The following is a 23,777-nucleotide window of genomic DNA, read 5'->3' on the forward strand; positions in this document are numbered from 1 at the left end:
CGACGAAATCGACCGGCGACGAGATGATCTTGAGGTCTTCGGCGGTGAACACCGGGGCGTCCTTGCCGGCATAAGCCAGGAAGCCGTCGGTGTATCGGCCTTCGAGAATGACCGTGAGATAGCCGCCATTCATCTCGCGCGTTGCGATCTCCGACGCCCGGATGTTGGCCGGCGTCTCGATGGCGGGCACGCAGGCGACGATGTTTTCCGCGGGACCGACCTGGGTGCCGGCGCGGCCGTTGGCGCGGATCGCCTGCACCGCCAGGCCATGGCCCAACGCGACGTGGTGGCGGACCTGGTTGAGCCCGGCCTGCGGCAGCTTGACCCCCGGCGCCATCTCGACCGGGCCGGCGCCATAGCCGAAATCGATGAAGGTCGCGGATTCGTTGATCGTGAAGATGTTCCTGACGCGGTCGGTGAGGTGCTGCGCGACGTAGCCGGCGTAGTCCCCGAAGGCCTTCGCCGTGTCGCGCGATTGCCATCCGCCCAGGCGGTCCTGCAGCGCCTGCGGCAAGTCCCAGTGATACAGCGTCGCATAGGGCTCGATGCCGTTGGCCAGCAACTCGTCGATCAGCCGGTTGTAGAAATCCAGGCCCTTCGGATTCGCCGCACCGGTGCCTTGCGGGAAGATGCGAGGCCAGGCAATCGAGAAGCGATAGGCGTTGACGCCCAGCGCTTTCATCAACTGGATGTCTTCCTTGTAGCGGCGATAATGGTCGGCGGCGTGGTCGGCATTGCTGCCGTCGCGGATCTTGCCGGGCGTATGCGCATAGGCGTCCCAGATCGACGGACCGCGACCGTCCTCGTTCACCGCGCCTTCGATCTGATAGGCCGAAGTCGCGGTGCCCCATGCGAAATCCCTCGGGAAATTGCGGTGCACTGGGGCGGCGACAGGATTTGCTGCAGCGGATGCCGCGGGCAGGGCGCTAACGCCAAGTGCCACGGCGCCGGTGGCGGTCGCAAACTGACGTCGGGTAAAGCGATGGGACACCGGACCTCCTGAAGGGCGAGCCTAGGGGATGCTCGACCGGTTGGATGGGTCCGTCTACCATACCGAAAAGTGAAAATCAGGGCCGCTGCGCGGCGTCCCGCATCCCAAAACTAAATAGCTGCCCCGTAATAGTCGTCGAGACCCTTGGTGCGCGTCGCGTCGGCCCAATTCCAATCATCGGTGCGGGCGTATTTCGGCCCGCCCTTGAGCTGGTCTTCGGTAATCATGGTCTGGTAGCCGCCGAGCTCGGTGTTGTATTTCAACGACGGCCACGGCAGCGGATAGTGATCGTCGCCGATCCCCAGGAAGCCGCCGAAACTGAGCACGGCGTAGGATACCCGCCCGCTGGTCTTCTCGATCATCACGCGTTCGATCGCGCCGATCCTGTTGCCGTCCGCGTCGAACACCGCGGTGCCCTGCACCTTGTCGCTGCCGATCAGGCTGACCGTTTCGTCTTCCGCCATCGTCGCTCTCCCTGAATGCCGAAACCGGACCTGCCTGGAAACGGTCGGTGGCGGCAAACGTTCCTGCTGCGCCAAGGCGCCGCGCCCTTGTGGATTGTTGTTTTTGCTGGATTAATCCGCGTTCTTTGGTGTTAAACGAAAACTTCGACGATTCGTGTCCAGAGAGATCGCCATGGCCAACCCGACACCGCGTGCCGATGCGCTGCGCCAGATGCGCGAAGCCAAATTCGAAGCCGAGCAGCGGCGCCTGAAGCAGGAGACCGCCAGGCCGGTCGATCAGCCGAAGCCTGCTGCAGCGAAAGCCAAGCCCGCCGCCAAAGTGAAGGCCGAGGCGGCCGAGGAAGTGTCTGGCGTCGAGGAGGCGCCGGCAGTCGCCTCCATCGAGAACAAGGCTCCGGAGAAAAAGGCCGTCGCAAAAAAAGCTGCGGCGAAAAAACCGGTAGCGAAAAAAGCCGCACCGAAAAAAGCCAAGAAATAACGCGCAACCGATAACTGGACGCCAGCCGATGAACCCGTTGGGGGACACGATACGAACCCCGGCGCGCGTCGCCGTCGTCGGCCTCGGGCCGATCGGCCGCAAGGTGGTCGAGGCGCTGGATCGCGGCATTGCCGGAATGGTGCTGGTCGCCGTGTCCGTGCAGAACCCGGACAAGCACCAGCCATTCCTGGCCACGCTCGACAGCACGCCGCCAATTCTCCCGATCGACGGCCTTGCCGATATCGCGGACATCGTCATCGAATGCGCGCCGAGCAAGATGCTGCCGTCGATCGTGGCGCCGTTCGTCAGTTGCGGCAAGACGGCGATCGTGCTCAGCGCCGGCGGACTGCTGGACAATGAACATCTGATCGAACTGGCGCGCGCCAATGGCGGCCAGATCGTGGTGCCGACCGGGGCGCTGATCGGCCTGGACGCCATGACCGCCGCGGCGGAGGGTGAGATCCATTCGGTACGCATGGTGACCCGCAAGCCGCCGGGCGGCCTCGCCGGCGCGCCCTACATCGTCGCGAACAACATCGACATCCAGGGCATCACCGAGCCGCTGCGGGTTTTCGAGGGCAGCGCGCGCGAGGCGGCGAAAGGGTTTCCGGCGAACATCAATGTGGCCGTCGCGCTATCGCTGGCCGGCTTTGGGCCCGACCGCACCCGGGTGGAGATCTGGGCCGATCCCACGGTGACGCGCAACGTGCATCGCGTCGAAGTGGATTCGGATTCCGCGCGATTCTCGATGACCATCGAGAACATCCCCTCGGAAAATCCCAAGACCGGCCGCATCACCGCGATGTCGGTGATCGCCTATCTACGCAAGCAGCACGCCGCGTTGCGCGTCGGGACGTAAGCGGCGGCCACTTACTCTCGGCCGTAGGGTGGGCAAAGTCTCGGCCGCGCGAAGCGCAGCGAGACGTGCCCACGCGCTTTATATTGCGCTGGAAAACGCGTGGGCACGGCGCAAGTGCGCCTTTGCCCCACCCTCCGACCGAGACTTCACCGATCCCTGTCGATCCGCTGTGCGGTCTCGACGCCCTGGGTGCGCGCCAGCTTGGCGAGGTCGCAGCCCTCGCAATAGCGCGAATCCTTGTAATCGACCCAGTTGTGGGCGAACACGCGCTCGCTCGGAATGTCGTAGCGAATTTGCAGCACGCGGACCAGAATGCGCCAGGCGGCGACCTGCGCCTCGGTGACCGGGCGGCGCACATTGGGATAGTTGCCGACGAATTCCACGCCGATCGAACTGTCATTATCGACCTGCTGGAACGTCGATGAATTGTCGATGAACTTGTTGTCGTTGCGGTTGCCGTCGCGCAGGTGGTTGGGCACCGCGAACTCCGCCGCCGCCCAGTACACGGTGCCGTCAGTCTCGACCCAGATGGTCACGCCACGGCGGCTCGGCCGCTGGCTTTGCGCAACCGCGCTGCGCCAGGCGGAGCCGGCCGATCCCTCGGACTGGTGCACGACGATGTTGCGCCAGTCGCGGGCATTCTCCAGCGGTCCCCAGGGGATCAGCCAGACGATGTTGAGGCCGGGAATGTCCGGCGTGCCGCGCGACCGCGCTAGCGTCTCGAAGCTGTCCGGAGAAGGCGCGGCCGTCTGCGCAGCCACCGGGCCCGCAAGCCAGAGCAGCGCCAGCACCATGCATGAAATCAGGCCCTTCATGCGCGAAGCGTAGCCCGCAAAGGTATCCCCCGTCTTAGCTGATCGCGCATGCCCCGTCATAAGCTGAGCGTTGCAGCTTTTATGCCACGGTGCAAAAAGGTGACCGGGCCGGCCGGGTCAGACGTCGGTCCACGACGTGAACAAGGCCGCCTGACCGCCGGGACGGCCGGCATCGTCGATCAGCTGCCACACCGTGCCACCCTCGATCCAGAACCGTCGCCCGGATTTGGCGATGCGCATTCCGCGGTAGTCGGAGATGAATCCGTCGCGCGTGACGGCATCGAGCAGGCGCTGCCGTTCCTCGCGGTTCGGCGCCTCGGCGGAGAGCCGCGACGGCAAGGTGACGAATTCGTCCCAGCCATATTCGAAACGGGCCTGCGCGGTCCGGTTGGCATAGACGAACACCGGGTCGGTCGCGGTGTTGTGCAACAGCACGGCGAACGGCGCGTCGTTGTACAGCCACGCCGCATCCTGACCTTCGGCGACCAGCGGCCTGCCGACGGCGCGCGCATAGCTCGTCGTCAGCAAAGCAAAGAAGTCGGCACCTTGCCGCGTGACGGTCATGCAATCAGTCGGCTTCGTAGAGCAGCCGCGCGCGGATCGTGCCCTTCACGTTGCGCATCTCCTCAAGGACCGTTTCGGAATCGACGCCGCGGCCGTCGGTCTCCAGCACCACATAGCCGATGCCGCCGCCGGTCTGCAGGTATTGCGCGGCGATGTTGACGCCATGCTTGGAGACGATGTCGTTGAGCTTGCCCATCACGCCGGGAACGTCGCCGTGGATGTGGATGAAGCGTGTGCCGGAGGGGCGCGGCGGCAGCTGAACGCCGGGGAAGTTGACCGCGCCGAGCGTCGAGCCGACGTCGGAATACTCGACCAGCTTTCGCGTCACCTCGGCGCCGATGCGGTCCTGCGCCTCTTCGGTGGAGCCCCCGATATGCGGCGTCAGGATCACGTTGGGCAGGCCCTGCAGCGGCGTCACGAGCTTGTCGTTGTTGGAGGCGGGCTCCACGGGGAAGACATCGATCGCAGCGCCCGCGAGCTTGCCGGCGCGCATCGCCGCGGCCAGCGCGTCGAGGTCGACCACATTGCCGCGGCTGTTGTTGATCAGGCAGGCGTCGTCCTTCATCAGCGCGATCTCGCGGGCGCCGATCATGCCGGCGGTCTGCGGTGTTTCCGGCACGTGCAGCGAGACGACGTCGCTTATCGCCAGCAACTCGTCGAGGCTGGCGGTCGGCTCGGTGTTGCCGTGGCGCAGCCGGTCGGTGAGGTCGAAGAACACCGTGCGCATGCCCATCGATTCGGCGAGGTTGGAGAGCTGCGAGCCGATATTGCCGTAGCCGACGATGCCCAGCGTCTTGCCGCGCAACTCGCGGCTGCCATCGGCCGACTTGTCCCAGCCGCCGGCATGCGCCGCGACCGAACGCGGCACGATCCGGCGCAGCAGCATCACGATCTCGCCGATGGTCAGTTCAGCGACGCTGCGGGTATTGGCGAACGGCGCGTTGAACACCGGGATGCCGCGGCGGCGCGCGGCGTCGAGATCGATCTGGTTGGTGCCGACCGAGAAGCAGCCCACCGCGAGCAGCCGGTCGGCGGCCTCGAGGATTTCGTCCGTGACGTTGCTGCGCGAGCGGATGCCGAGCAGATGCACGCCCTTGACGGCCTCCATCAGGGCGGCACGCGACAGCGCCTTGGGCAGGCGTTCCACGGAGGTATAGCCGTTGTCGGCGAACATCGTGACCGCGCTGTCGTTGATGCCTTCCAGCAGCAGGATGCGGATCTTGTCTTTGGGCAGCGAGAGGCGGGTGATCATGGCAAACTATCCTGACAAAGATCCTGGCAGAGGCCGCCGCGAAGACGCGGCGTTTGGAGCGCACGTGCTTTCACGGCGGCGGCGAATTGGCAAGGGTGCAGTACAGCGTCCAGCCATGTGGCGAAGCGATGGCCGGCGCGGGTTTCAAGGCAGGTATCCCGGCCACGCGCATCTGCCCGGTTGTGGGACAGGGGCGTACAGCCTACATCACCGGTATGACCGAGACCCCCTCAGCCGCCATCCCCGCCACCGTGCATCCCGAGATCACCGAGGAATCGATCGCGCTGATGGTGCGGACCTTCTACGCCCGTGCCCGCGAGGACGCGCTGATCGGGCCGATTTTCGATCACGCGGTGGCGGACTGGGAGCATCACCTCAGCCAGATTTCCGATTTCTGGTCGTCGATGCTGCTGCGGACCGGTCGCTATGACGGCCGTCCGATGCGGCCGCATCTGATGCTGCCGCTGACATCCGCGCATTTTGACCGCTGGCTGGCGCTGTTTGAGCCCACCGCACGGGAGATCTTCAGCGCCGATGTCGCCGCGGGGATCATCCAGCGCGCCAGGCGCATCGCCGACAGCTTCGAGATGGGCGTCGCTACTGTGCGCGGCGAGATCGCACGGCCGCGCCACAGCGTGTAGATCTGCTAGGCTTTCTTGCGCGCCTTCCTGCCGTTCAACTCCGCCGCGGCTTGTATCAACGTCTTGAACGCTTCCTCGTCCAGTTCATCGTCCTCATGCAGATCGATTGCGCGGCGGGTGTTGCCTTCCAGGCTCGCGTTGAACAGTCTGGACGGATCCGCAAGCGAAGCGCCGTTGGCGAAGGTCAGCTTGACGGCGCTCTTGTAGGTTTCGCCGGTGCAGATGATGCCGTCGTGCTCCCACACCGGCACGCCGCGCCACTTCCATTGCTCGACCACCTCGGGAACGGCCTGCTTGATGAGGGCGCGGACATGCGCGAGCGTCTTGCCGCGCCAGTCGTCGAGTTCCTTGATCCTTGCGTCGATCAGTCGGGAAGGGGAGACGCTGCTGGTGGTTGCGTCATTCTTCATGGTTTGTGGCCCTCGCGGAGTGTCTTGAAAGTAGCAATCAGCTACCATTCGCGCCAGAGCCACGTATGCTGAAGATCCAAGGGGCCCTGGGCATGGAATGCGAAGGAGCCAGCGTCTTTGACGTGGATTACGTCCTGGCCGTTTCGGCCTAGAGTGCCGGCATGAAGCAACTGAATTGCCCCAACTGCCGCGCCAGAATTGTGTTCGAGCAGAGCCTCTGTACGCAATGTGGGACGGCGGTCAGTTTCGACGCTGGACGGCTTCAGATTGTCCCCGCCGCGAGCAAGACGCCGTGTGCCAATCGCGACCTGATCAGCTGTAACTGGACGACCGATGACAGCCATCCCTATTGCCGGTCCTGCCGCCTGACGCGGACGATCCCCAATCTGGGATCGGATCGCAATCTGGCGCTGTGGCGAAAAGTCGAGCAGGCCAAGAGGCGCTTGGGCTACGACCTGATGCGGCTGAAACTGCCGCTGGCCGTCCCGTCCGGCGCACATATCGCGTTCGATATCCTGTCGCACGAGACCGCCGGACACACCATCATGACCGGGCATCTGGCGGGGCTGATCACGATCAACCTGTCGGAGGCCGACGACGCCGTGCGGGAGGCGCGCCGCGCGGCGTTTCGCGAACCGTACCGCACGCTGCTCGGGCATTTCCGTCACGAGGTCGGACATTTTTACTGGGAGGCGCTGATCGACCAGGCGCAGCTGAGCAGCCCGTTCCGGCTGATCTTCGGCGATGAGTCCGCAGCCTACGCAGGCGCGTTGGCCGACTACCATAACCGGTCCGACCGCTCATGGAACACGGACGCCTTCATCAGCGAATACGCCACCTCGCATCCGTGGGAAGACTGGGCTGAGACCTTCGCGCATTTCCTGCACATCGTCTCGACGCTGGACACCGCGTCATCGCTGCCGCTGTCGATCGACGAGCGCGCGCGCCATACGCTGGAAGACCCCTATCTGGAGCGCGACTTCGAAGCGCTGTTGTCGCTGTGGGAAGTGGTCGCCTACAGCATGAACGAACTCAACCGCTCGATGGGTCTGAGCGACGCCTATCCGTTTCACCTGACGCCGGCAGTAAGGGGCAAGCTGCACTTCGTGCATCTGGCGATATTGAAGGCGCGAAACGAGGGGTAATTCGAGTTGTCGTTCCGGGGCACGCCGATCCGCTGCGCGGTCCGGCGTGCCCTGGGAATGACGATGTGTTGCTACTCCACCTTGATGTTGGCGTCGGTGATCACCTTCTTCCAGCGCGCGATCTCTTCCGTGACGAAGGCACGGTATTCGTCCGGCGTGCTGCCGACGGGCACGATGCCCTGGTCGTCGAGCTTCTTCTTCAGCTCGGGGTCGGTCAGCGCCTTCTTCGCCTCAAGCGCAATGCGATCGACGATCTCCTTCGGCGTGCCCGCCGGCGCGATGATGCCGGACCATGTGCCGGAGACGAAATCCGGCACGCCTTCCTCCGCCATGGTCGGCACGTTGGCGGCCGCCGGCACGCGCGCCTTGGCGGTGACGACGATCGCCTTGGCGTTGCCGGGCGTGACCTGCGACATCAGCGGGCCGATCACGTCGAACATCACGTTGATCTGGCCGCCGACCGTATCCTGCAGCGCGCCGGACGTGCCCTTGTAGGGAATGTGCTGCAGATTGATGCCCTCGCGGCTCTTCAGCATTTCCATCGTCAGATGCGCCGCTGAACCGATGCCCGACGAGGCGAAGTTGAGCTGGCCGGGCTTCGACTTGGCCAGCGCGATCAGCTCCTTCATGTTGTTGGCCGGCAACGAGGGATGCGCGATCAAGATCAGGGGGGCGACCGACGTCAGCGAGACGTAGGTGAAATCTTTCATCGTGTCGTAGGGCAGCTTCGGATTGAGCGTCGGGTTGACCGAATGCGCGGCGATCACGGTGCCGAAGGTGTAGCCGTCGGGCGCGGCCTTGGCGACGGCGTCGGTGCCGATCACGGCATTGGCGCCCGGCTTGTTCTCGATCACGAACGGTTGCCCCAGCGCCTCCGACATTTTTTGCGAGACGAGGCGCGCCATCAGGTCGGTGTAGCCGCCCGGCGTATAGGGTACGACCATGCGGATCGGCCGGTTCGGCCAGCCTTGCGCCTGCGCGCCGCCGGCACTGGCCGCGATGATGGCGAACGCGCCCAGCGCGCGGAATAAGCACTTCATATTGTCGTTTCCTCGGCGGTGCGATTTCGAGGCGGCGGGGATCCCGCAGCGCCAGCCTCCAGATGCGCACTCGTTATTTTATCGCCTGCCGTGCTGCTCCATCCGCGCGGGATGGAGGCAGATTCCCGAATGCAGGCTAGCGCAGATCTCGGCGGATGGGGAAGTAGACGAAAGGGGCGAGGCGGGGAATCGCGCGCGCGGTCCGGCTGCCGTGGCGCGGAATTACACGCAGTCCGGCGTTATCAGGTCCGCCATTCGCGATTCCGGCGCGCAGCGCGTCGCCCGGGGGTGACCGCGTTGCGCGCTCAAAGGAGCATTCTGGCTGCTGCCTCGCTATTGCGCGCTCCGCCTATTGGCTCGCGCATTCCGCCGAGTACATTCCGTTGGTGGCTGATCCGAGTCCGGCGGATGAGCCAACCTGCATGCATTGCGTGACGCGGTCGCTGAACGAGTTCTGCGGCGCTGCGGTCAGATTGGGCGGATTTGCGACGCCGTACCGGGGAACGGCAGCGGGCTGAATTTGCACTGTCGCCGACGGCGGAATTGGCGGAGAATTGATACCAGGCGAGAGGACCTGCGCCGAGGCGTACGGGCCTGATACACAAAGCAGGAGACCCAGCGAAAGCGGAACTGTCCATCTTGAGAAACTAGACATGGCTGACCTCCGTGACTGGACGTCGCCCCATCCAAGCATCCTTCAAGTGTTGGCGGAAAAAGTGTTCAACGGTGTGCCGGAAAAATTCGGTAACCCAAGTTTCCGTGATCCCGTCTCGATGTTTGCAACAGGCTGCGTATGTAGAGTCACCGGGGCAAGATCCTGTGTTGTGCCGAGGGAGACAAGCCATGAAAAAACGCTCCGTCCTGTGCCTCGTTCTCTGCTTCAGCCTTTCCAGCTCCGCCGCGTTCGCCCGGGGCGGCGGCATGGGCTCGCATCAGGGCTCTGCCTTCTACGGCATGCCCGTGACCGGTGGTGCCGCCGGCACCAGCCCCGCCGCGCCCGGCACCAACTCGGCGGGCACGGCGCTTTCGACAGCCGGCATTGGCAACGGCCCTCAAAAAGAAGGATTGCTGGGCACCAACGCCGCGGCCGATCAAGAGGACGCGAAACTCGACAAGATGATCGGTTCGATCTGCCGCGGATGCTGATCGATGCGGCCTGACTGCGAGAAGGCCGCGCACGCAAGGGCGGCAGCGAGCCGCGCTATGGCTCGCCCGGAATTGACTGGCCTCGCGGTGGCCGGCTGGCTAAGGTCGCCGGATGTCGCGCTTCATCTGTCTCTCGATCGCCGCTGTCCTGTCGCTGTCGTGCGCGCTCGCGCAGGCGGCGCCGGCACAGAAACGGACCGCCAAAGTCTGGAAGGGCTACGGCTTCCTGCCGGGCTATCACCAGCCGCTGAACAACGCCGCGCCGTGGTTCAAACAGGACGCCTCGGTGCTGCGCAACGCGCGCCGCCCGCGACGCCCGTGGTACATCTACCCGACGCCACGCTTTTACGGCTGGGACGGCAATCTGCGCTATGCGGGACGGCCCGGCTTCTACCGCGGCCAGTACAATGGCGGCAGCATGGGCCCGTGCTGGACGCAGACCCCGATCGGCCCGGCCTGGAATTGCGGGCGGTGATTTTTTTGCTTCAGTGAGTTCAATTCACCCGCAGCCGTTATTGCGAGGAGCCCTTGCGACGAAGCAATCCAGTCTTCGCTTGTGGCTTTCTGGATTGCCGCGTCGCTTCGCTCCTCGCAATGACGGCGTAGGTGGTTGAGGCAAACCAAACATTTCCGTTCTTGCTTACTAGCCCGCCTTGGGCTCTCCGATGCCGAGCTTCTTGATCCGCGTCCGCACCGCGAGCGGCGATCGCTTGGTGCGGATCGCGATCTCGTTGACGCTCCGACCGGCCAGCAGTTGACGTCGGAGCTCCTCGTCCTGCGGGGACGTCCAGACGGCGTCGGATTTGTTGCTGAGTTTCATGGTGCGATCCTAACAGCGGAAGATCGAAGGTGGGAAGCGTCCGGGCATCTTGCGAACCCGGGCCGGCCGCGGATAGTCTGGCATTCATGCCGATCCATTCGCGAAAACGCGGAGTTCGTCGCGGATGCCGCCGACGCCGTGATCGCTTTCGTGGCGCCGCACAGCGACCATGTCAACGCGGCGTAGGGCGCAAGTGCGAAGCGTATTGCGCCTGCTCATCCGGCCTGAGGCCTGCTAGTTCTGATCGTTTGCGGCCAAGCGGGAAAATTGCTGCTTCATGGCGTTGACCTTGCCGAGATAGGTCGCCACGAGGTGATCGCCGCAGCGCTCGCCGGCCATCGACTGGAAGCCGCGGCGCATGAAGGCCCCGGCGGGTCTGGCGCCGCACAGGTGGATGACGGCGGCGAGATCCTGTTTCTGCTGCGGGTTCGGTGTCGCACCCGGTGCTGCGAGCAGCACGCCGGCCACCTGGCGGTCGAGATAGATCGACGCCAGCTCGATGGCGTGGCTGGGCAGCGGGCGGGCATAGAGGCCCTTGAACCAGCAATCGGCCACGACGGCGTGCCCGCGGATGCAATAGCGCGAGGCTTCTGCAAAGGCCGGATCGGTCATCTGAAACATGCCGACGGCGCTCGAGGCGGGTCTGTACCAGGCGGCCGGATTCCAGCTCCACCGCCAGCGCCAGTAGGTGCGCGCGACTGGATTGCCGGTGCTCTCGGTCTGCGCCAGCGCCGCCAGCAGCTCGGGCGTGATCGCGTCGGTCGAAAAGGCGCGGAAGCGCGCGCCGTAGTGCCGCCAGGTGTCGGCGGGCGGCTTGTCGAGCGAGCGATCGGCGAAGAACAACAGCTCGGTCGGCTTGCGGATGATTTGCCAGGCGAGGTTGGCGAGGGGGACGGCGATCAGGAGCGCGGTGGCGAGGACAGCGATGCGGAGCGCAGTCGGCAGAGCCGCCCATGACCGTCGCAGCCGTCGCGCGCGCAGCCAGCGGGAGAGCCGAACGAGACGGTTCCCGCCTGGCCGGATGCGCCGTTTGCGGATGGGAGGCGTGGCGCGAGATGGAGACATCCGCGATGGTTAGGCCGGGCACGGGCGGGCTGCAACCGGTCAGGGTCGCTTGCGGTCAGCCGACGTAGCCCGTATGAGCGCAGCGAAATCTGGGGCGCTGTCTTAGCAAATGTCCAATCCCGGATGTCGCTGCGCTCATCCGGGCTACGCTTGCTGCGAGCAGGCTACAGCAGAGGTGGGCGGGCAGGGAAGCGCGTAGGATCGGTTGATCTATCAGCGAAACCCATCACAAGCTGCGGGATGGGTATCGGTACGCTCAATCTATGTATGCGCTTAGTACTTGGTGTATACCTTCGATATGAGTTCATGGATGTGGGCGCCCACGGTTACCTCCTCAAAGGAAGCCGAATTTGGGTGGCCGGCTGTATTTCGCCTGTCTAGGCAGTTCTTGAGTTCCTTGTGTTCTGCATTGGTAAGAACGCGAATGTGCTCAAGGATGTTCAGGAATTCGCTTTCCGAGATTGCGGCGAGATGGTCCTCATTTGCTGCATCCTTCCACTTAGTATTACGCCGGCGTGCTTCCGCGTTAAACTCATCCAGTTTGTTGTTGAGGACGTGCTTGTAGAGCAAATAGGCCGCGCCGACCCACGTCAGCACAATAGCTGCACGGTATGCTGTGTTTTTTACGCATTGGATCGCTTCTTCAACAAAGCGAGCTCTATCTGGATCGTGAACATCGGTCAGATATTTTTCCAGCGCTTGCGTAACAGGAGTCAAGACGCCGACAGGATTTAGTAGCGCGCGATCTTCGAGTTCCTTCCGACATTTCGTAGTAATGGTCCAGCCGGTTGGGACGTAGATCGCGCGCGTGCTCTGCTTGAGATAGTCGCCGGGGATCGAGTTAGAACCATCTCTCCAACCATTCTGACGCGCGACAGCCCTTATATCGTTAGACTTCATTGGACCGTCGTGCATCGCGACAATCAGTAGGTACTTGTCGGTCTTGGAGACGTCCCGCCGCGCTAAACTTTCACGGAGTTGGCTCACGCGCTAAGACTCCGCACGAGTTGCTCGTGAGTAGGATGGGACAACACATAATTGCCACTCGATGGCTCGTTTATTTCCCCCAGATCGAGTAACCCGTCGATTATCCTCGTTAGGTTCTTCCCCATGGATGGCCTATAAATCCGCGGAGCCAATTTCATCTCGTCAAGTATCCGCGCACGCGAGGCTGGTTCGACGCCATCACTCATCTGCAGTTTTAAAAGTACTGCTTTGAGCAAGTCGGAAGCACTTCGCGCCTGGAGCTTTGCTGCGGCCGAGGCAGTTGTAAATGTGTTAGATGCGTTGGTGTTATTTTGACCAGACCTATTATCCCCAGTCTCTTCTTCTTCATCGATTGAGCCGCTGCCGATTGCCTCGATAATGGAGGCAATCAGATGCGGCACTTCGGATTTGAGGAATTCGACCTCACCTTCCCATTCAATCTCGATGCCTTTGGTTTTGATGCGTAACTTCGCTGACATAGATCCGGCTCCTGCTCATTGATTGATCCGACGCGTTAGCTAACCATTTCGAATTTTCTTAACTTATTGTTGTGGCGACCGTCATGCGCAATGGAAGTGCCGGCATTTATGCGAGCTCCTTTGTCGAGAAAGATGCTTTCGTCATCGCAGCTACGCGCTTTGCACCTTCTTGAGTCAGCTTGTAAGTCTTGCGCGCCTGTTGGGTGGTGCCCGCTTTCTTCAATTGCAGAACGAGCGCTGGCTTTTCGTTCCTAAGCGTAGTCAGAGCCTCAGTGATGTTGGCGATGCCATGTCCCAAGTCCTTCAACAATGTGTTGAGGGATTGAGCTGGAAAGGCCGATACATTTTCGCAGACTTGCGTCCAGAACGCTGCGACCAAAGCCTTGTCTCGTTCCGTGATCGGATTGGCCGCATCGAACAACTCGGCAAAACTTGCGTATTCATTAGAGACCGAGGGTCCGCTTGCGATCTCAAGGCCGCGCGAAGGCGGCTGGTCGAACGAAACGACACTCTTAGTGTTGCGGAATCGAGCTGATGCCCACTGAAGGGCTCGTGCTCTTGCCGCGTCGTCCAATGGTTCTAGAGCCGCTGCAATTTTTTTCATTGCGTCCAGTTCGTCGAATTCGCTCATCGAGAGTCTCCAAGGACCAGTTGTAAACCAAGGTGGACCCTTCTGACATCAAAGTCAACATGAATTATGAAGTTACATTTGTAACCCATTGTGATACATGAATAAAAAATCACATACATTACATATGACTATTTTTGTTATGATGTTTTCGGCGCGCCGCCGCGCCTCCACCGCTCCTCTCGGTAGGCCGACGAATGCCAGGGCAATGTAGTGGTGGTCGTCCTTGATAATAAAGTGCATGATATCAATTACTTAAATCATAAGTATGGCGATTTTCTATTTTGGCTCACTTCATTCGTCGATCTGCCGAGAGGAGTAGTGGCGGCGCGGCGGCGCGAGGTGATCTGAAAGATCATATGGCTACACCACAAAAAATCTATGATTCGCATGCAGTCTACTTGGTGGCGCAAAAAAGGGGCGGCCTCTCGGCCGCCCCTTTTCTTCGTGGATGGCCGAGTCAAGCCCGGCCATGACGCGCTGGTGTCAGATCACGAACACCCCGTCGTGCTGCCACACGTATCGCACTTCATGCAGGTGCCGTTGCGCACCAGCGAGAAGTGGCCGCATTCGCCGCACATTTCGCCTTCGTAGCCTTTGGCTTTCGCTTCTTCGCGACGCTCGGCCTTGCTCGGCTGCGAAGCGGCGGCCGTGCCGGGCTTGCTCCAGTTCTGCTGCTCCAGTTTCTCGGTCGGCGACAGCGCGCGGTCCGGCTCGGCGGTTTTCAATGCCGTGGCGGTGCCGGAGGTTGCCTGCGCGGTCGTGGTGTGGCCGGCGGACAGCGTGGTGACGTTGCTGGCCTGGCTGCGGGCGCCGCCTTCGGTCGAGGGCGTGGCTTCGGAGGGCGCGCGCATGACGACGAGATTGTCGGTGCGCGAGCGGGTCAGGCCCTTGGAGACGTACTTGTTGGCGTTACCGGGATCCTTGCCTTCCTCGACGCCCTTGCCGAGCGCGTCGAACTGGCTCTCGGTCGGATCGACATGGGCGAGGTCGAAGCGGCCCATGTAGCTGACCGCGAGTTCGCGGAACACGTAGTCGAGGATCGACGTCGCGTACTTGATCGAGTCGTTGCCCTGCACCGGGCCCGCGGGCTCGAAGCGGGTGAAGGTGAAGGCGTCGACATATTCCTCCAGCGGCACGCCGTATTGCAGGCCGAGCGACACCGCGATGGCGAAGTTGTTGATGAAGGAGCGCAGCGCGGCGCCTTCCTTGTGCATGTCGATGAAGATCTCGCCGATCCGGCCGTCGTCATATTCGCCGGTGCGGACATAGACCTTGTGGCCGCCGACGACCGCCTTCTGGGTGTAGCCCTTGCGGCGGTCTGGCATCTTCTCGCGCTCGCGCATCACCACGATGCGCTCGACCAGACGCTCCACGACCTTCTCCGCGACATGCGCGGTGCGCGCGGCCATCGGCTTGTCCATGAAGGCGTCGATGCCCTCCTCGTCCTCGTCGTCATCCGAGATGAGCTGCGAGTTCAGCGGCTGCGACAGTTTTGAGCCGTCGCGATAGAGAGCATTGGCCTTCAGCGCCAGCTTCCAGGACAGCAGGTAGGCGTCCTTGCAATCCTCGACAGTGGCGTCGTTCGGCATGTTGATGGTCTTGGAGATGGCGCCCGAGATGAACGGCTGCGACGCCGCCATCATGCGGATGTGGCTTTCCACCGAGAGGTAGCGCTTGCCGATCTTGCCGCAGGGATTGGCGCAGTCGAACACGTTGTAGTGCTCGGCCTTCAGGTGCGGGGCGCCTTCCACGGTCATGGCGCCGCAGATGTGCACGTTGGCGGCTTCGATCTCGCGCTTGGAGAAGCCGACGGCGGCCAGCAGGTCGAAGCCGGGGGCGGCGATGGCTTCCGCAGGAATCTTCAGCGTGGTGCGCAGGAAATCCTCGCCAAACGTCCACTTGTTGAAGGCGAACTTGATGTCGAAGGCGGTCGGCAGGGCGGCCTCGACCTTCTTCAGCGCTTCATCGGTAAAGCCCTTGGCCTTCAGCGTGGCGACGTTGATGCCCGGCGAGTTGCTGAGCGAGCCGTGTCCGACCGCATAGGCCTCGATCTCGGCGATGTCGCTCTCGCGATAGCCGAGCACGCGGAGTGCGGCTGGGACGGCGCGGTTGATGATCTTCCAGTAGCCGCCACCGGCGAGCTTCTTGAATTTCACCAGCGCGAAGTCGGGTTCGATGCCCGTGGTGTCGCAATCCATCACCAGGCCGATGGTGCCGGTCGGCGCCACGACGGTGGTCTGGGCGTTGCGATAGCCGTGTTCTTCGCCGAGTTCGAGCGCGAGATCCCAGGCCGCCTTGGCGTGGGTGACGATGTCGGCCTGCGGGCAGGAGGCGTGGTCGAGCGGCACGGGGGAGACCGCGAGGCCTTCATAGCCGCGGGACTCGCCATGCGCCGCGCGGCGATGGTTGCGGATCACGCGCAGCATGTGGGCGGCGTTCTTCTTGTAGCCGGGGAACGGGCCGAGCTCTTTCGCCATCTCCGCCGAGGTGGCGTAGGAGATGCCGGTCATCACGGCAGTCAGCGCGCCGCACAGAGCGCGGCCTTCCTTGCTGTCGTAGGACAGGCCCATGCTCATCAGCAGGCCGCCGATGTTGGCGTAGCCCAGGCCGAGTGTGCGGAATTCGAACGACAGCTCCGCGATCGGCTTCGACGGGAACTGGGCCATCATCACGGAGATTTCGAGCACCATCGTCCACAGCCGGCACAGATGCTCATAGGCATCGATGTCGAAGCGGTTGGTCTCGACATTGTGGAACGTCAGCAGGTTGGCCGAAGCCAGGTTGCAGGCGGTGTCGTCGAGGAACATGTATTCCGAGCACGGATTGGATGCGCGGATATCGCCGGAGGACTTGCAGGTGTGCCAGTCGTTCATGGTGGTGTTGAAGTGCAGGCCGGGGTCGGCCGACGCCCAGGCGGCGTAGCCGATCTTCTCCCAGAGGTCGCGGGCCTGCAGCGTCTTCATCACCTTGCCGTCCTTGCGGGCGATCAGGTCCCAGGTGCCGTTGGTTTCGACGGCGCGCAGGAAATCGTCCTTCAACGACACGGAGTTGTTGGAGTTCTGGCCGGCGACGGTGAGGTAGGCCTCTGAATCCCAGTCGGTGTCGTAGACCGGGAAGTCGATCTCCTTGTAGCCCTGCTTGGCGTACTGGATGACGCGCTTGATGACGTTGTCATTGACCAGCGCGCGGCGCGCCAGCTTGATCTCGCGGCGCAGGGCCGGGTTCTTCTCGGGATCGAAGCAGTCGTCGCCCGAGCCTTCGCAATTGACGCAGGCCTTGAGGATCGCCTTGAGGTGCTTCTGGTTGGTCTTCGAGCCGGTGACCAGCGCCGCAACCTTCTGCTCTTCCTTCACCTTCCAGTCGATGTAGGCCTCGATGTCTGGATGGTCGGCATCGACGACGACCATCTTGGCCGCGCGCCGCGTGGTGCCGCCCGATTTGATCGCGCCCGCCGCGCGGTCGCCGATCTTGAGGAACGACATCAGGCCGGAGGAGCGTCCGCCGCCCGACAGCTTTTCGCCTTCGCCGCGCAGGCGCGAGAAGTTCGAGCCGGTGCCCGAGCCGTACTTGAACAGACGGGCTTCGCGGACCCACAGGTCCATGATGCCGCCTTCATTGACCAGATCGTCTTCGACGCCCTGGATGAAGCAGGCGTGCGGCTGCGGGTGCTCGTAGGACGACTTCGACTTGGTCAGCTTGCCGGTCTTCCAGTCGACGTAGTAGTGGCCCTGGCCGGGACCATCGACGCCGTAGGCCCAGTGCAGGCCGGTGTTGAACCACTGCGGCGAATTCGGCGCGACCATCTGCTTGGCCAGCATGTAGCGCAGCTCGTCGTGGAAGGCGTGCGCGTCGGCCTCGGAGGTGAAGTAGCTGCCCTTCCAGCCCCAATAGGTCCAGCAACCGGCGAGGCGGTCGAACACCTGCTTGGACGATAGTTCGCTGACGAAGCGCTCTTTCTCGGGCAGGGCGGCCAAAGCCTCGGTGTCGGGCACCGAGCGCCACAGCCACGACGGCACGGTCTCTTCCTCGACCTTCTTCAACTTCGCGGCGACGCCGGCCTTGCGGAAATACTTCTGCGCGAGCACGTCGGAGGCGACCTGAGACCAGGACTCGGGGACCTCGACGTTCTCCAGCTTGAACACCACGGAGCCGTCGGGATTGCGAATTTCGGACGTGGTGTGACGGAAATCGATCCCGGCGTAGGGGGACTGTCCATCCGTGGTGTAGCGGCGATTGATCTGCATGGTCGTGCCCCGTCTCGGTTGCCGGCACCCCGATGGGGTGGCGCCGGCGATTTCAGTTTCGCGGACCCTCGCAGGCCCGCAGCTCAGCCGGTTGACCGGCCTGTATCTCTGTCCGCATGGCCTGACCGGGTACCGGTCAACCCGTCCTGGGGCCTATGCATCAACGCCTTACTGCGAGCCGTGTTTCGGCTCATTCTGGTTCCTGGGCGGCCCCAAAAGGTCGCCCTTTTCGGGACAGAACTGCCCATCCCCGCAGCCGGTAAAGGGCGGGTGGAGCGTCAGTCTGGAACCCTTTTGGGGATGGCCCGGCGGGACAAACAACTACCCGCACCGAACGTTTTGAAAACTAGGCCGACTCCCTGCACCCGTCAAGAACTAGTACGGGTTCCTAAATCAATTACTAAATATGGTGGAAAGGGTGGATAACCAAGGGGGGAGCCACGTCCTGATTGGGGTCAAGTATCAGTGAGTCCTCACGGAATCGGAAGCCGGAATATTTCAAATTATTCGGGTTGCCGGAGCTGCACCCGCTGTTCACAGGGCAACTTTATTTTGTCATGGGGCCATTGCTTTTGGGAGACTCAGGCGGGGCGGCGGCGAGCAAAAGGGAACTATCGGGTTCTCTCGCGGTAAGGCTGCGATTTCGGCCCTTGCTGCCCCCGCCACGACGGCCGAGGGGCCGCCGATTCAGGCGCTGATGGGGGCCGGTTGCCCCTCAACCAGCGATTCGATCAGGCTCCGGTCGGCTGCCGTTGCCGGGTTATAAACGATCAGGCTGAGGTCCGGCCGGCCGTCCACCGCAAAGGCAGAGTATTCCAGGGTGATCGGGCCGAGCAGGGGATGGCGCAATTGCTTCACCCCGTCGCCGTGGGTCTGCACGTTGTTGTCGCGCCACATCATTGCGAAGTCGGGACTGGCTTCGCTCAGTTCCTCAACCAGCCGGGTCACCTCGGCATCGGCGCCGGCCCGGGCGGCATCGATCCGGAACGACGACACGACAAAGCGGGCCACGGATTGCCAGTCGGATTGTTTCGTTCGGCTGTTTGGGTCGCAGAAGATCATCCGCAAGATGTTGCGCTGGTCGGGCGGCAGCGTGCCGTAGTCGGTGAACACCGCCGCGGCGGCGCGATTCCAGGCGACGACGTCCCAGGTCGGCGTCCGCACGATCGCCGGGCTGTACGAGAGCACGTCGAGCAGGCGCTGCAGCCGCGGCGTAATCGCATCGCTGCCGCGGTAGTGCACCGCCGGCGGACGACCGAGCCCCAGCAGGAACAGATGCTCGCGCTCGATATCCGTCAGCGTCAGCGCACGCGCGATGCGGTCGAGCACGTCGGCCGAGGCGCGACCGCCGCGGCCCTGTTCGAGCCACGTGTACCAGGTCGTGCTGATATTGGCGCGCTGTGCCACTTCCTCGCGGCGCAATCCCAGCGTTCGCCGTCGGCCGCCGCCGACGCCGAAAGAGGTCGGATCGAGCTTGGTGCGGCGGTTCTTCAAATAGGCGCCCAGCGAATTGATCTCTGGCAAGGGGCTCATCCTGTCAGTAATTATACCGGGATAATGTCACTACTTTAACTGGATAAATGACGCGCTACAACGGTCCCTTCGAAACGGGAGAAGACCGCATGCATGTATTCGTAACGGGGGCGACCGGCTGGGTCGGCTCGGCTGTCGTTGATGAACTGATCGGTGCCGGCCATCGCGTGACGGGCCTATCGCGCTCCGACGGCAAGGCGGCGGCGCTGGCCGCTGCGGGCGCGGCGGTGCTGCGCGGCACGCTCGACGATCTCGACCTGCTGCGCAACGCCGCAACAACCGCGGACGCGGTGATCCATACCGCCTTCAATCACGACTTCTCGAAATTTGCCGAGAACGCTCGACAGGACCAACGCGCGATCGAGACGTTGGGCAGCGCGCTGCAGGGATCCGACAAACTGCTGCTCGTCACCTCGGGCGTGGCGCTGCTCGCGCCCGGTCGGGTCGCCATCGAGGCGGACGTGCCGTCGTTCGATCCGTCCTATCCGCGCAAGTCCGAAATGGCTGCGCGGGCGCTGGCGGCGCGCGGCGTGCGGGCTGCCTCGATCCGGCTGGCGCCTTCGGTGCACGGCCTTGGCGACCACGGCTTCGTCCCGAGGCTGATCGCGATAGCGCGCGAGAAGGGGGTGTCTGCCTATATCGGCGACGGCCTCAACCGCTGGCCCGGCGTGCACCGGCTCGACGCCGCACGGCTCTACCGGCTGGTGCTGGAGCAGGGCGCCACTGAACTCGCCTACCACGCGATCGCCGACGAAGGCGTGGCGTTCAAGGATATTGCCGCCGTCATTGGACGCCGGCTCGGCCTGCCCGTGGAATCGCGGGACCGCGCGCATTTTGGCGGGTTCGCCGATTTCGCTGGCGCCGACATTGCGGCCTCAAGCGCGCATACCCGGGCGTTGCTCGGCTGGCGGCCGACCGGCCCGGATCTGCTCAGCGATATCGACCAGCCCGGCTATTACGCTGTGTGATGGTGCGGCACGAAGCGTTTCGGGCTGAGGCGGTGACGTCGCGAGCGTCGCTCACGTACGCAAGCCCGGCGTTGCCGTGCGATCGATCCAGACGTTGATGTCGGCATCGGCAGCCTTGCTGATGGCGACGCCGATCGACCGGGCCACCGCGCGGGCCTGAAGCGGGTGGTCGGTCGGCACGTGGATGATTTGACCGCCCTGAGCCTCGACGATAGGTAGCGCCGCGACAATCCCGTTGCCCGTGCCGGCGGTATTCACCAGCACGTCGGGCCGACCAAAGCAGGCTTCGGCAAGCAGCAGGAACGCCCTGACGCTGCCGCGGCTGGTCGCGTCCAGTTCCTGATAGCTCGCGGTGCCGCCGGTACGCGTAATGTCCCGCGCCAGCGCTGCGATCCTGTCGACGCGCGAACTGCCGAGCATTAACTTGTGGCCGAGCGAGGCGAGGTGGCGGGCCGTGGCTTCACCGATCTCGATGCCGGCGTCGGTGATCAGCACGACCTTGCTGCCGCAGCTAAGGGATGAAGGCATCATGGGAGGGCTCCACCGTCGATGATTGCGGGAGCTTGCTCCCCGAAGCGAAGTTATCGGGCAGGACGCATCGGGAGCGTTATCGTGATCCTGCGAGATTCGTGCTCGATCCTGCAAAACGGCGTTTATGCCGCTGCGTCGCTTTGCAGGATCGGATAGCATGCAGATGCGCCACAGCCCCTATACATGAAGGTTTGCGTTGACGATTTTTCCAGATCCCCACAGCGAACTGACCGCCATCGTCGCCCGTTTCGCGGCCACCGACGGTCCCTGCGATTCCGCGATCGGCGGCCTGTTCTTCAGCCGGCAATCGGCGCCGACGACCTATCACCACGTCGCACAATGGCCATGCTTTGCATTGGTATTGCAGGGTGCCAAGACCCTCGAACTTGGCGCTGATGTCTATCGCTACGGCGTTGGAGATTATCTGGTGGTCTCGCTGGATCTTCCGGTCGCCTCGCGCGTCATCGAAGCCAGCGTCGAACAGCCTTTCCTCGGGCTTGGCATGGCGATCGATCCGGCCCGGCTGAAGGAGGTGATGGCGCGCATTGATTTTGTGCCGCAGGCGGTCACGCCGGACGGCATGCGCGGCGTCGCCGTCCACGTCGCGCCGCCCGAACTGCTCGACGCCACGTTGCGGCTGCTGCGGTTGCTCGACCGGCCACAGGATATCGCCGCGCTGGCGCCGCTGCTGGAACAGGAAATTCTGTATCGGCTGCTGACCGGTCCGCTTGGGCCGCGGTTGCTGCAAATCGCGACGGCGGATACGCCGAGCAACCGGATCGCCCGCGCCATCGACTGGCTGCGCGAACATTTCTCGCGACCGCTACGCATCGAAGAACTGGCCGAGCAGGTCGGCATGAGCGTGTCTTCGCTGCATCACCACTTCAAGGCGGTCACCGCGCTGACGCCGATGCAGTTTCAGAAACAGTTGCGGCTGCATGAAGCGCGCCGGCTTATGCTCGTCGAGCGCATGGATGTCGGCACGGCCGGCTACAGCGTCGGCTATCAGAGTCCGTCGCAGTTCAGCCGCGAATACAGCCGGCTGTATGGCCTGTCGCCTATGCGCGACGCCAGCGCCGCGCGGTTGCAGATGGCGGCAGAGTAACGCCCGGTGCTTTACATCCATATGCATGGGGTCCGTGCGCTGGCGGGTATAGGTCATTGGCCGCGCGCCGTTGTAGGCGTTGTGGATCGTTTCTCATCCCTTAGCCGGTCAGCCTATGTCAGCTTTCGATCCTCTCGTGTCGCGCGCCCGGATTGCGCCGTTCGGTCTCTTGTTCCTCACCATCACGTCGGTCGGCTGGGGCCTGAACTGGCCGGTCATGAAATTCCTGATCAGTGAATTGCCGCCACTGTCGGCACGCGGCTTTACCGGCATGATTGGCGGCGGGTTGCTGGCCGTTCTGGCGCTGTGGCGTGGCGAGAGCCTGCGCGTGGCGCGCGACCAGTGGGTGCCGTTGTTGGTGCTGGCGCTGCTCAATGTCACCGGCTGGATGGCGTTGATGGGCCTGGCGTTGCTGTGGCTGCCGGGCGGGGAGGCCGCGGTGATCGCCTACACGATGCCGGTCTGGGCGGCGGTGCTGGCGTGGTGGATTTTGGGGGAGCGAATGTCGCTGCCGCGCATTCTGGCGATGCTGATGGCGTTTGCGGGAGTGGCCGCGCTGATGGGGGGTGACGGCATCCGTGCCAGCGCGGACAAGCTGCCGGGCATCGCATTTGCGATGCTCGGCGCGTTCGGCTTTGCGCTTGGCACGGTGCTGGCGAAGCGATTCAAGCTGGCACTGCCGCTGGTGACCTCGTCGGCGTGGCAGATCGGGATCGGCTGCGCGCCGGTGGCGCTGCTCGGGCTGGTGTTCGAGACGCCGCATTTCGCCGCGCTGTCATGGACCGGCTGGGCGATGCTGGCGTACATCGTGCTAGTGCCTTTCTGCATCGCCTATGTGTGCTGGTTTGCAGCGTTGAAGATGCTGCCGGCCTCGGTCGCGGCGATCGGCACCATGGCGGTGCCTGTGATCGGCGTGGTGGCCTCCGCGGTGGCGCTGCACGAGCCGCTCGGCCCCGGCCAGATCGTGGCGCTCGCCCTTACGCTTGGGGGCGTGGTGCTGGCGACGCGATCCTAGGCACTGCTAGTGACCTGCCAGGCATTCGTTGACCGCCGTCAGCAGCGCTGCCGATGTGAACGGCTTGCGCAGGCAACGCGTGGCGCCGAGTTCCAGGGTCTTTTTCAGGAAATCCGGCGCCGATGCATCGAGGCTCGCAAAGGCATAGCCCGACATCGCGATCAGGGGGGTAGCCGGCGCGCGTTCGTGAAAGATCCGCACCGATTCGAAGCCGCGCATATGCGGCATGAAGATATCGACCAGCATGACGTCGAAGCTCGCGGTTTCCAGTGCGCGCATGCCGGCTTCGCCGCCATCGGCCACGGTGACCTCGAAGCCCGCGCGTTCGAGATTGGCTTCGACGGTCTGGCCGACCAGGGGATCGTCATCGACAACGAGAATGCGCGGCAGGATGAAGCTCCTCATCATATGACGTGGCTGCAATGTAGCGGAGCGACGCCTCCGCAACAATCGGGCAGGTGTCGTACAATTGCGTGTGGTTCATGCAGCGGTCGCCGATACGCCCGAACAAAGGGCGGCACGTTGCGAACGCGCCGCCCTCGTCACGAAGATGTTAGACGCGGTTACGGGCAGGGATGCCGCAGGCCGTCATAA

The 23,777-nt window shown here is 63.4% G+C and carries 25 protein-coding genes; 9 read left to right on the forward strand and 16 right to left on the reverse strand.

The annotated features are described in order from the left end of the window. Together JWQ24_RS23815 and JWQ24_RS23820 are read right to left on the reverse strand one after the other, a co-directional pair. A partial coding sequence (locus JWQ24_RS23815) for a family 1 glycosylhydrolase (protein WP_299813411.1) occupies positions 1–991 on the reverse strand: 991 nt, incomplete at its 3' end. A gap of 110 nt (positions 992–1,101) precedes the next feature. Continuing rightward, on the reverse strand, positions 1,102–1,455 hold the full coding sequence (locus JWQ24_RS23820) for a PRC-barrel domain-containing protein (RefSeq protein WP_299813413.1): 354 nt from the start codon (positions 1,453–1,455) through the stop codon (positions 1,102–1,104). Positions 1,456–1,666: 211 nt separating this feature from the next. Between JWQ24_RS23820 and JWQ24_RS23825 the strand changes: the two genes are divergently transcribed. Further along, positions 1,667–1,933, forward strand: coding sequence for a hypothetical protein (locus JWQ24_RS23825; RefSeq protein WP_299813415.1), 267 nt, complete (start codon positions 1,667–1,669; stop codon positions 1,931–1,933). 28 nt (positions 1,934–1,961) lie between these two features. After that, the gene (locus JWQ24_RS23830) at positions 1,962–2,792 is read left to right on the forward strand and encodes an aspartate dehydrogenase (protein WP_299717362.1); all 831 of its coding nucleotides are present in this window, start codon (positions 1,962–1,964) and stop codon (positions 2,790–2,792) included. Between the two features lie 146 nt (positions 2,793–2,938). Here JWQ24_RS23830 and JWQ24_RS23835 read toward each other — a convergent pair whose 3' ends face one another. The 3 genes from JWQ24_RS23835 to serA form a co-directional block, all read right to left on the reverse strand. Beyond that, positions 2,939–3,607 (reverse strand): peptidoglycan recognition family protein, encoded by a 669-nt coding sequence (locus JWQ24_RS23835; RefSeq protein ID WP_299813417.1) that lies wholly within the window; start codon positions 3,605–3,607, stop codon positions 2,939–2,941. A gap of 117 nt (positions 3,608–3,724) precedes the next feature. After that, positions 3,725–4,171: an MEKHLA domain-containing protein gene (locus JWQ24_RS23840; protein WP_299813419.1), complete on the reverse strand. Its 447-nt coding sequence runs from the start codon at positions 4,169–4,171 to the stop codon at positions 3,725–3,727. 4 nt (positions 4,172–4,175) lie between these two features. Further along, entirely contained in the window at positions 4,176–5,423 is a 1,248-nt protein-coding gene (serA, locus tag JWQ24_RS23845) for a phosphoglycerate dehydrogenase (protein ID WP_299813422.1), read from the reverse strand. A 215-nt stretch (positions 5,424–5,638) separates the two neighbouring features. Here serA and JWQ24_RS23850 point away from each other — a divergent pair, with 215 nt between their 5' ends. Beyond that, positions 5,639–6,064 (forward strand): group III truncated hemoglobin, encoded by a 426-nt coding sequence (locus JWQ24_RS23850; protein ID WP_299813425.1) that lies wholly within the window; start codon positions 5,639–5,641, stop codon positions 6,062–6,064. Positions 6,065–6,069: 5 nt separating this feature from the next. On the opposite strand, the gene JWQ24_RS23855 is transcribed toward JWQ24_RS23850, so the two are convergent. Next, the gene (locus JWQ24_RS23855; protein WP_299813428.1) at positions 6,070–6,474 is read right to left on the reverse strand and encodes a DUF1801 domain-containing protein; all 405 of its coding nucleotides are present in this window, start codon (positions 6,472–6,474) and stop codon (positions 6,070–6,072) included. A gap of 161 nt (positions 6,475–6,635) precedes the next feature. Here JWQ24_RS23855 and JWQ24_RS23860 point away from each other — a divergent pair, with 161 nt between their 5' ends. Next, a complete protein-coding gene (locus JWQ24_RS23860; protein WP_299813431.1) occupies positions 6,636–7,619 on the forward strand; it encodes a putative zinc-binding metallopeptidase in 984 nt (327 codons plus the stop codon). Between the two features lie 71 nt (positions 7,620–7,690). On the opposite strand, the gene JWQ24_RS23865 is transcribed toward JWQ24_RS23860, so the two are convergent. Next, positions 7,691–8,659, reverse strand: coding sequence for a tripartite tricarboxylate transporter substrate binding protein (locus tag JWQ24_RS23865; RefSeq protein WP_299813434.1), 969 nt, complete (start codon positions 8,657–8,659; stop codon positions 7,691–7,693). A gap of 843 nt (positions 8,660–9,502) precedes the next feature. Here JWQ24_RS23865 and JWQ24_RS23870 point away from each other — a divergent pair. Both JWQ24_RS23870 and JWQ24_RS23875 read left to right on the forward strand, forming a co-directional pair. Continuing rightward, entirely contained in the window at positions 9,503–9,805 is a 303-nt protein-coding gene (locus JWQ24_RS23870; RefSeq protein ID WP_299813437.1) for a hypothetical protein, read from the forward strand. Between the two features lie 112 nt (positions 9,806–9,917). Further along, on the forward strand, positions 9,918–10,280 hold the full coding sequence (locus JWQ24_RS23875) for a hypothetical protein (protein WP_299813440.1): 363 nt from the start codon (positions 9,918–9,920) through the stop codon (positions 10,278–10,280). A 168-nt stretch (positions 10,281–10,448) separates the two neighbouring features. Here JWQ24_RS23875 and JWQ24_RS23880 read toward each other — a convergent pair whose 3' ends face one another. The 7 genes from JWQ24_RS23880 to JWQ24_RS23910 form a co-directional block, all read right to left on the reverse strand. After that, complete coding sequence (locus JWQ24_RS23880; protein ID WP_299813443.1) at positions 10,449–10,625, reverse strand: hypothetical protein; 177 nt, start codon at positions 10,623–10,625, stop codon at positions 10,449–10,451. A 234-nt stretch (positions 10,626–10,859) separates the two neighbouring features. After that, on the reverse strand, positions 10,860–11,690 hold the full coding sequence (locus JWQ24_RS23885; protein ID WP_299813446.1) for a transglycosylase SLT domain-containing protein: 831 nt from the start codon (positions 11,688–11,690) through the stop codon (positions 10,860–10,862). Positions 11,691–11,963: 273 nt separating this feature from the next. Next, entirely contained in the window at positions 11,964–12,677 is a 714-nt protein-coding gene (locus JWQ24_RS23890) for a hypothetical protein (protein ID WP_299813449.1), read from the reverse strand. After that, positions 12,674–13,156, reverse strand: coding sequence for a hypothetical protein (locus tag JWQ24_RS23895; protein WP_299813452.1), 483 nt, complete (start codon positions 13,154–13,156; stop codon positions 12,674–12,676). The genes JWQ24_RS23890 and JWQ24_RS23895 overlap by 4 nt, the downstream gene beginning before the upstream one ends. Positions 13,157–13,262: 106 nt before the next feature. After that, positions 13,263–13,787 (reverse strand): hypothetical protein, encoded by a 525-nt coding sequence (locus tag JWQ24_RS23900; protein WP_299813455.1) that lies wholly within the window; start codon positions 13,785–13,787, stop codon positions 13,263–13,265. A gap of 488 nt (positions 13,788–14,275) precedes the next feature. Further along, positions 14,276–18,031: a vitamin B12-dependent ribonucleotide reductase gene (locus JWQ24_RS23905; protein WP_299813458.1), complete on the reverse strand. Its 3,756-nt coding sequence runs from the start codon at positions 18,029–18,031 to the stop codon at positions 14,276–14,278. 687 nt (positions 18,032–18,718) lie between these two features. Then, the gene (locus JWQ24_RS23910; protein ID WP_299813461.1) at positions 18,719–19,564 is read right to left on the reverse strand and encodes a helix-turn-helix transcriptional regulator; all 846 of its coding nucleotides are present in this window, start codon (positions 19,562–19,564) and stop codon (positions 18,719–18,721) included. Positions 19,565–19,653: 89 nt separating this feature from the next. Here JWQ24_RS23910 and JWQ24_RS23915 point away from each other — a divergent pair, with 89 nt between their 5' ends. Then, positions 19,654–20,532: an SDR family oxidoreductase gene (locus JWQ24_RS23915; protein ID WP_299813464.1), complete on the forward strand. Its 879-nt coding sequence runs from the start codon at positions 19,654–19,656 to the stop codon at positions 20,530–20,532. Between the two features lie 51 nt (positions 20,533–20,583). Here the strand turns inward: JWQ24_RS23915 and JWQ24_RS23920 are convergent, their stop codons facing one another. Next, the gene (locus tag JWQ24_RS23920) at positions 20,584–21,063 is read right to left on the reverse strand and encodes an SDR family NAD(P)-dependent oxidoreductase (protein ID WP_299813467.1); all 480 of its coding nucleotides are present in this window, start codon (positions 21,061–21,063) and stop codon (positions 20,584–20,586) included. A gap of 196 nt (positions 21,064–21,259) precedes the next feature. On the opposite strand from JWQ24_RS23920, the gene JWQ24_RS23925 reads away from it, so the two are divergent. After that, positions 21,260–22,168, forward strand: a complete 909-nt coding sequence (locus JWQ24_RS23925; RefSeq protein WP_299813470.1) for an AraC family transcriptional regulator — start codon at positions 21,260–21,262, stop codon at positions 22,166–22,168. Positions 22,169–22,283: 115 nt separating this feature from the next. After that, complete coding sequence (locus JWQ24_RS23930; RefSeq protein WP_299813473.1) at positions 22,284–23,183, forward strand: DMT family transporter; 900 nt, start codon at positions 22,284–22,286, stop codon at positions 23,181–23,183. Between the two features lie 6 nt (positions 23,184–23,189). On the opposite strand, the gene JWQ24_RS23935 is transcribed toward JWQ24_RS23930, so the two are convergent. Continuing rightward, the gene (locus tag JWQ24_RS23935) at positions 23,190–23,573 is read right to left on the reverse strand and encodes a response regulator (protein WP_299813476.1); all 384 of its coding nucleotides are present in this window, start codon (positions 23,571–23,573) and stop codon (positions 23,190–23,192) included. Between the last annotated feature and the right edge of the window lie 204 nt (positions 23,574–23,777).

The organism is Tardiphaga sp. (assembly GCF_028290495.1).
Taxonomy (GTDB): Bacteria; Pseudomonadota; Alphaproteobacteria; order Rhizobiales; family Xanthobacteraceae; genus Tardiphaga.

Excerpts from the sequence above, each read along its gene's own strand:
- JWQ24_RS23880 (WP_299813443.1), bottom strand. The coding sequence starts at position 10,625 with ATGAAACTCAGCAACAAATCCGACGCCGTCTGGACGTCCCCGCAGGAC.
- JWQ24_RS23825 (WP_299813415.1), top strand. The coding sequence starts at position 1,667 with ATGCGCGAAGCCAAATTCGAAGCCGAGCAGCGGCGCCTGAAGCAGGAG.
- JWQ24_RS23905 (WP_299813458.1), bottom strand. The coding sequence starts at position 18,031 with ATGCAGATCAATCGCCGCTACACCACGGATGGACAGTCCCCCTACGCC.
- JWQ24_RS23855 (WP_299813428.1), bottom strand. The coding sequence starts at position 6,474 with ATGAAGAATGACGCAACCACCAGCAGCGTCTCCCCTTCCCGACTGATC.
- JWQ24_RS23835 (WP_299813417.1), bottom strand. The coding sequence starts at position 3,607 with ATGAAGGGCCTGATTTCATGCATGGTGCTGGCGCTGCTCTGGCTTGCG.
- JWQ24_RS23870 (WP_299813437.1), top strand. The coding sequence starts at position 9,503 with ATGAAAAAACGCTCCGTCCTGTGCCTCGTTCTCTGCTTCAGCCTTTCC.
- JWQ24_RS23860 (WP_299813431.1), top strand. The coding sequence starts at position 6,636 with ATGAAGCAACTGAATTGCCCCAACTGCCGCGCCAGAATTGTGTTCGAG.
- JWQ24_RS23910 (WP_299813461.1), bottom strand. The coding sequence starts at position 19,564 with ATGAGCCCCTTGCCAGAGATCAATTCGCTGGGCGCCTATTTGAAGAAC.
- JWQ24_RS23850 (WP_299813425.1), top strand. The coding sequence starts at position 5,639 with ATGACCGAGACCCCCTCAGCCGCCATCCCCGCCACCGTGCATCCCGAG.
- JWQ24_RS23885 (WP_299813446.1), bottom strand. The coding sequence starts at position 11,690 with ATGTCTCCATCTCGCGCCACGCCTCCCATCCGCAAACGGCGCATCCGG.
- JWQ24_RS23865 (WP_299813434.1), bottom strand. The coding sequence starts at position 8,659 with ATGAAGTGCTTATTCCGCGCGCTGGGCGCGTTCGCCATCATCGCGGCC.
- JWQ24_RS23920 (WP_299813467.1), bottom strand. The coding sequence starts at position 21,063 with ATGATGCCTTCATCCCTTAGCTGCGGCAGCAAGGTCGTGCTGATCACC.
- JWQ24_RS23820 (WP_299813413.1), bottom strand. The coding sequence starts at position 1,455 with ATGGCGGAAGACGAAACGGTCAGCCTGATCGGCAGCGACAAGGTGCAG.
- JWQ24_RS23930 (WP_299813473.1), top strand. The coding sequence starts at position 22,284 with ATGTCAGCTTTCGATCCTCTCGTGTCGCGCGCCCGGATTGCGCCGTTC.
- JWQ24_RS23840 (WP_299813419.1), bottom strand. The coding sequence starts at position 4,171 with ATGACCGTCACGCGGCAAGGTGCCGACTTCTTTGCTTTGCTGACGACG.
- serA (WP_299813422.1), bottom strand. The coding sequence starts at position 5,423 with ATGATCACCCGCCTCTCGCTGCCCAAAGACAAGATCCGCATCCTGCTG.
- JWQ24_RS23875 (WP_299813440.1), top strand. The coding sequence starts at position 9,918 with ATGTCGCGCTTCATCTGTCTCTCGATCGCCGCTGTCCTGTCGCTGTCG.
- JWQ24_RS23895 (WP_299813452.1), bottom strand. The coding sequence starts at position 13,156 with ATGTCAGCGAAGTTACGCATCAAAACCAAAGGCATCGAGATTGAATGG.
- JWQ24_RS23900 (WP_299813455.1), bottom strand. The coding sequence starts at position 13,787 with ATGAGCGAATTCGACGAACTGGACGCAATGAAAAAAATTGCAGCGGCT.
- JWQ24_RS23830 (WP_299717362.1), top strand. The coding sequence starts at position 1,962 with ATGAACCCGTTGGGGGACACGATACGAACCCCGGCGCGCGTCGCCGTC.
- JWQ24_RS23915 (WP_299813464.1), top strand. The coding sequence starts at position 19,654 with ATGCATGTATTCGTAACGGGGGCGACCGGCTGGGTCGGCTCGGCTGTC.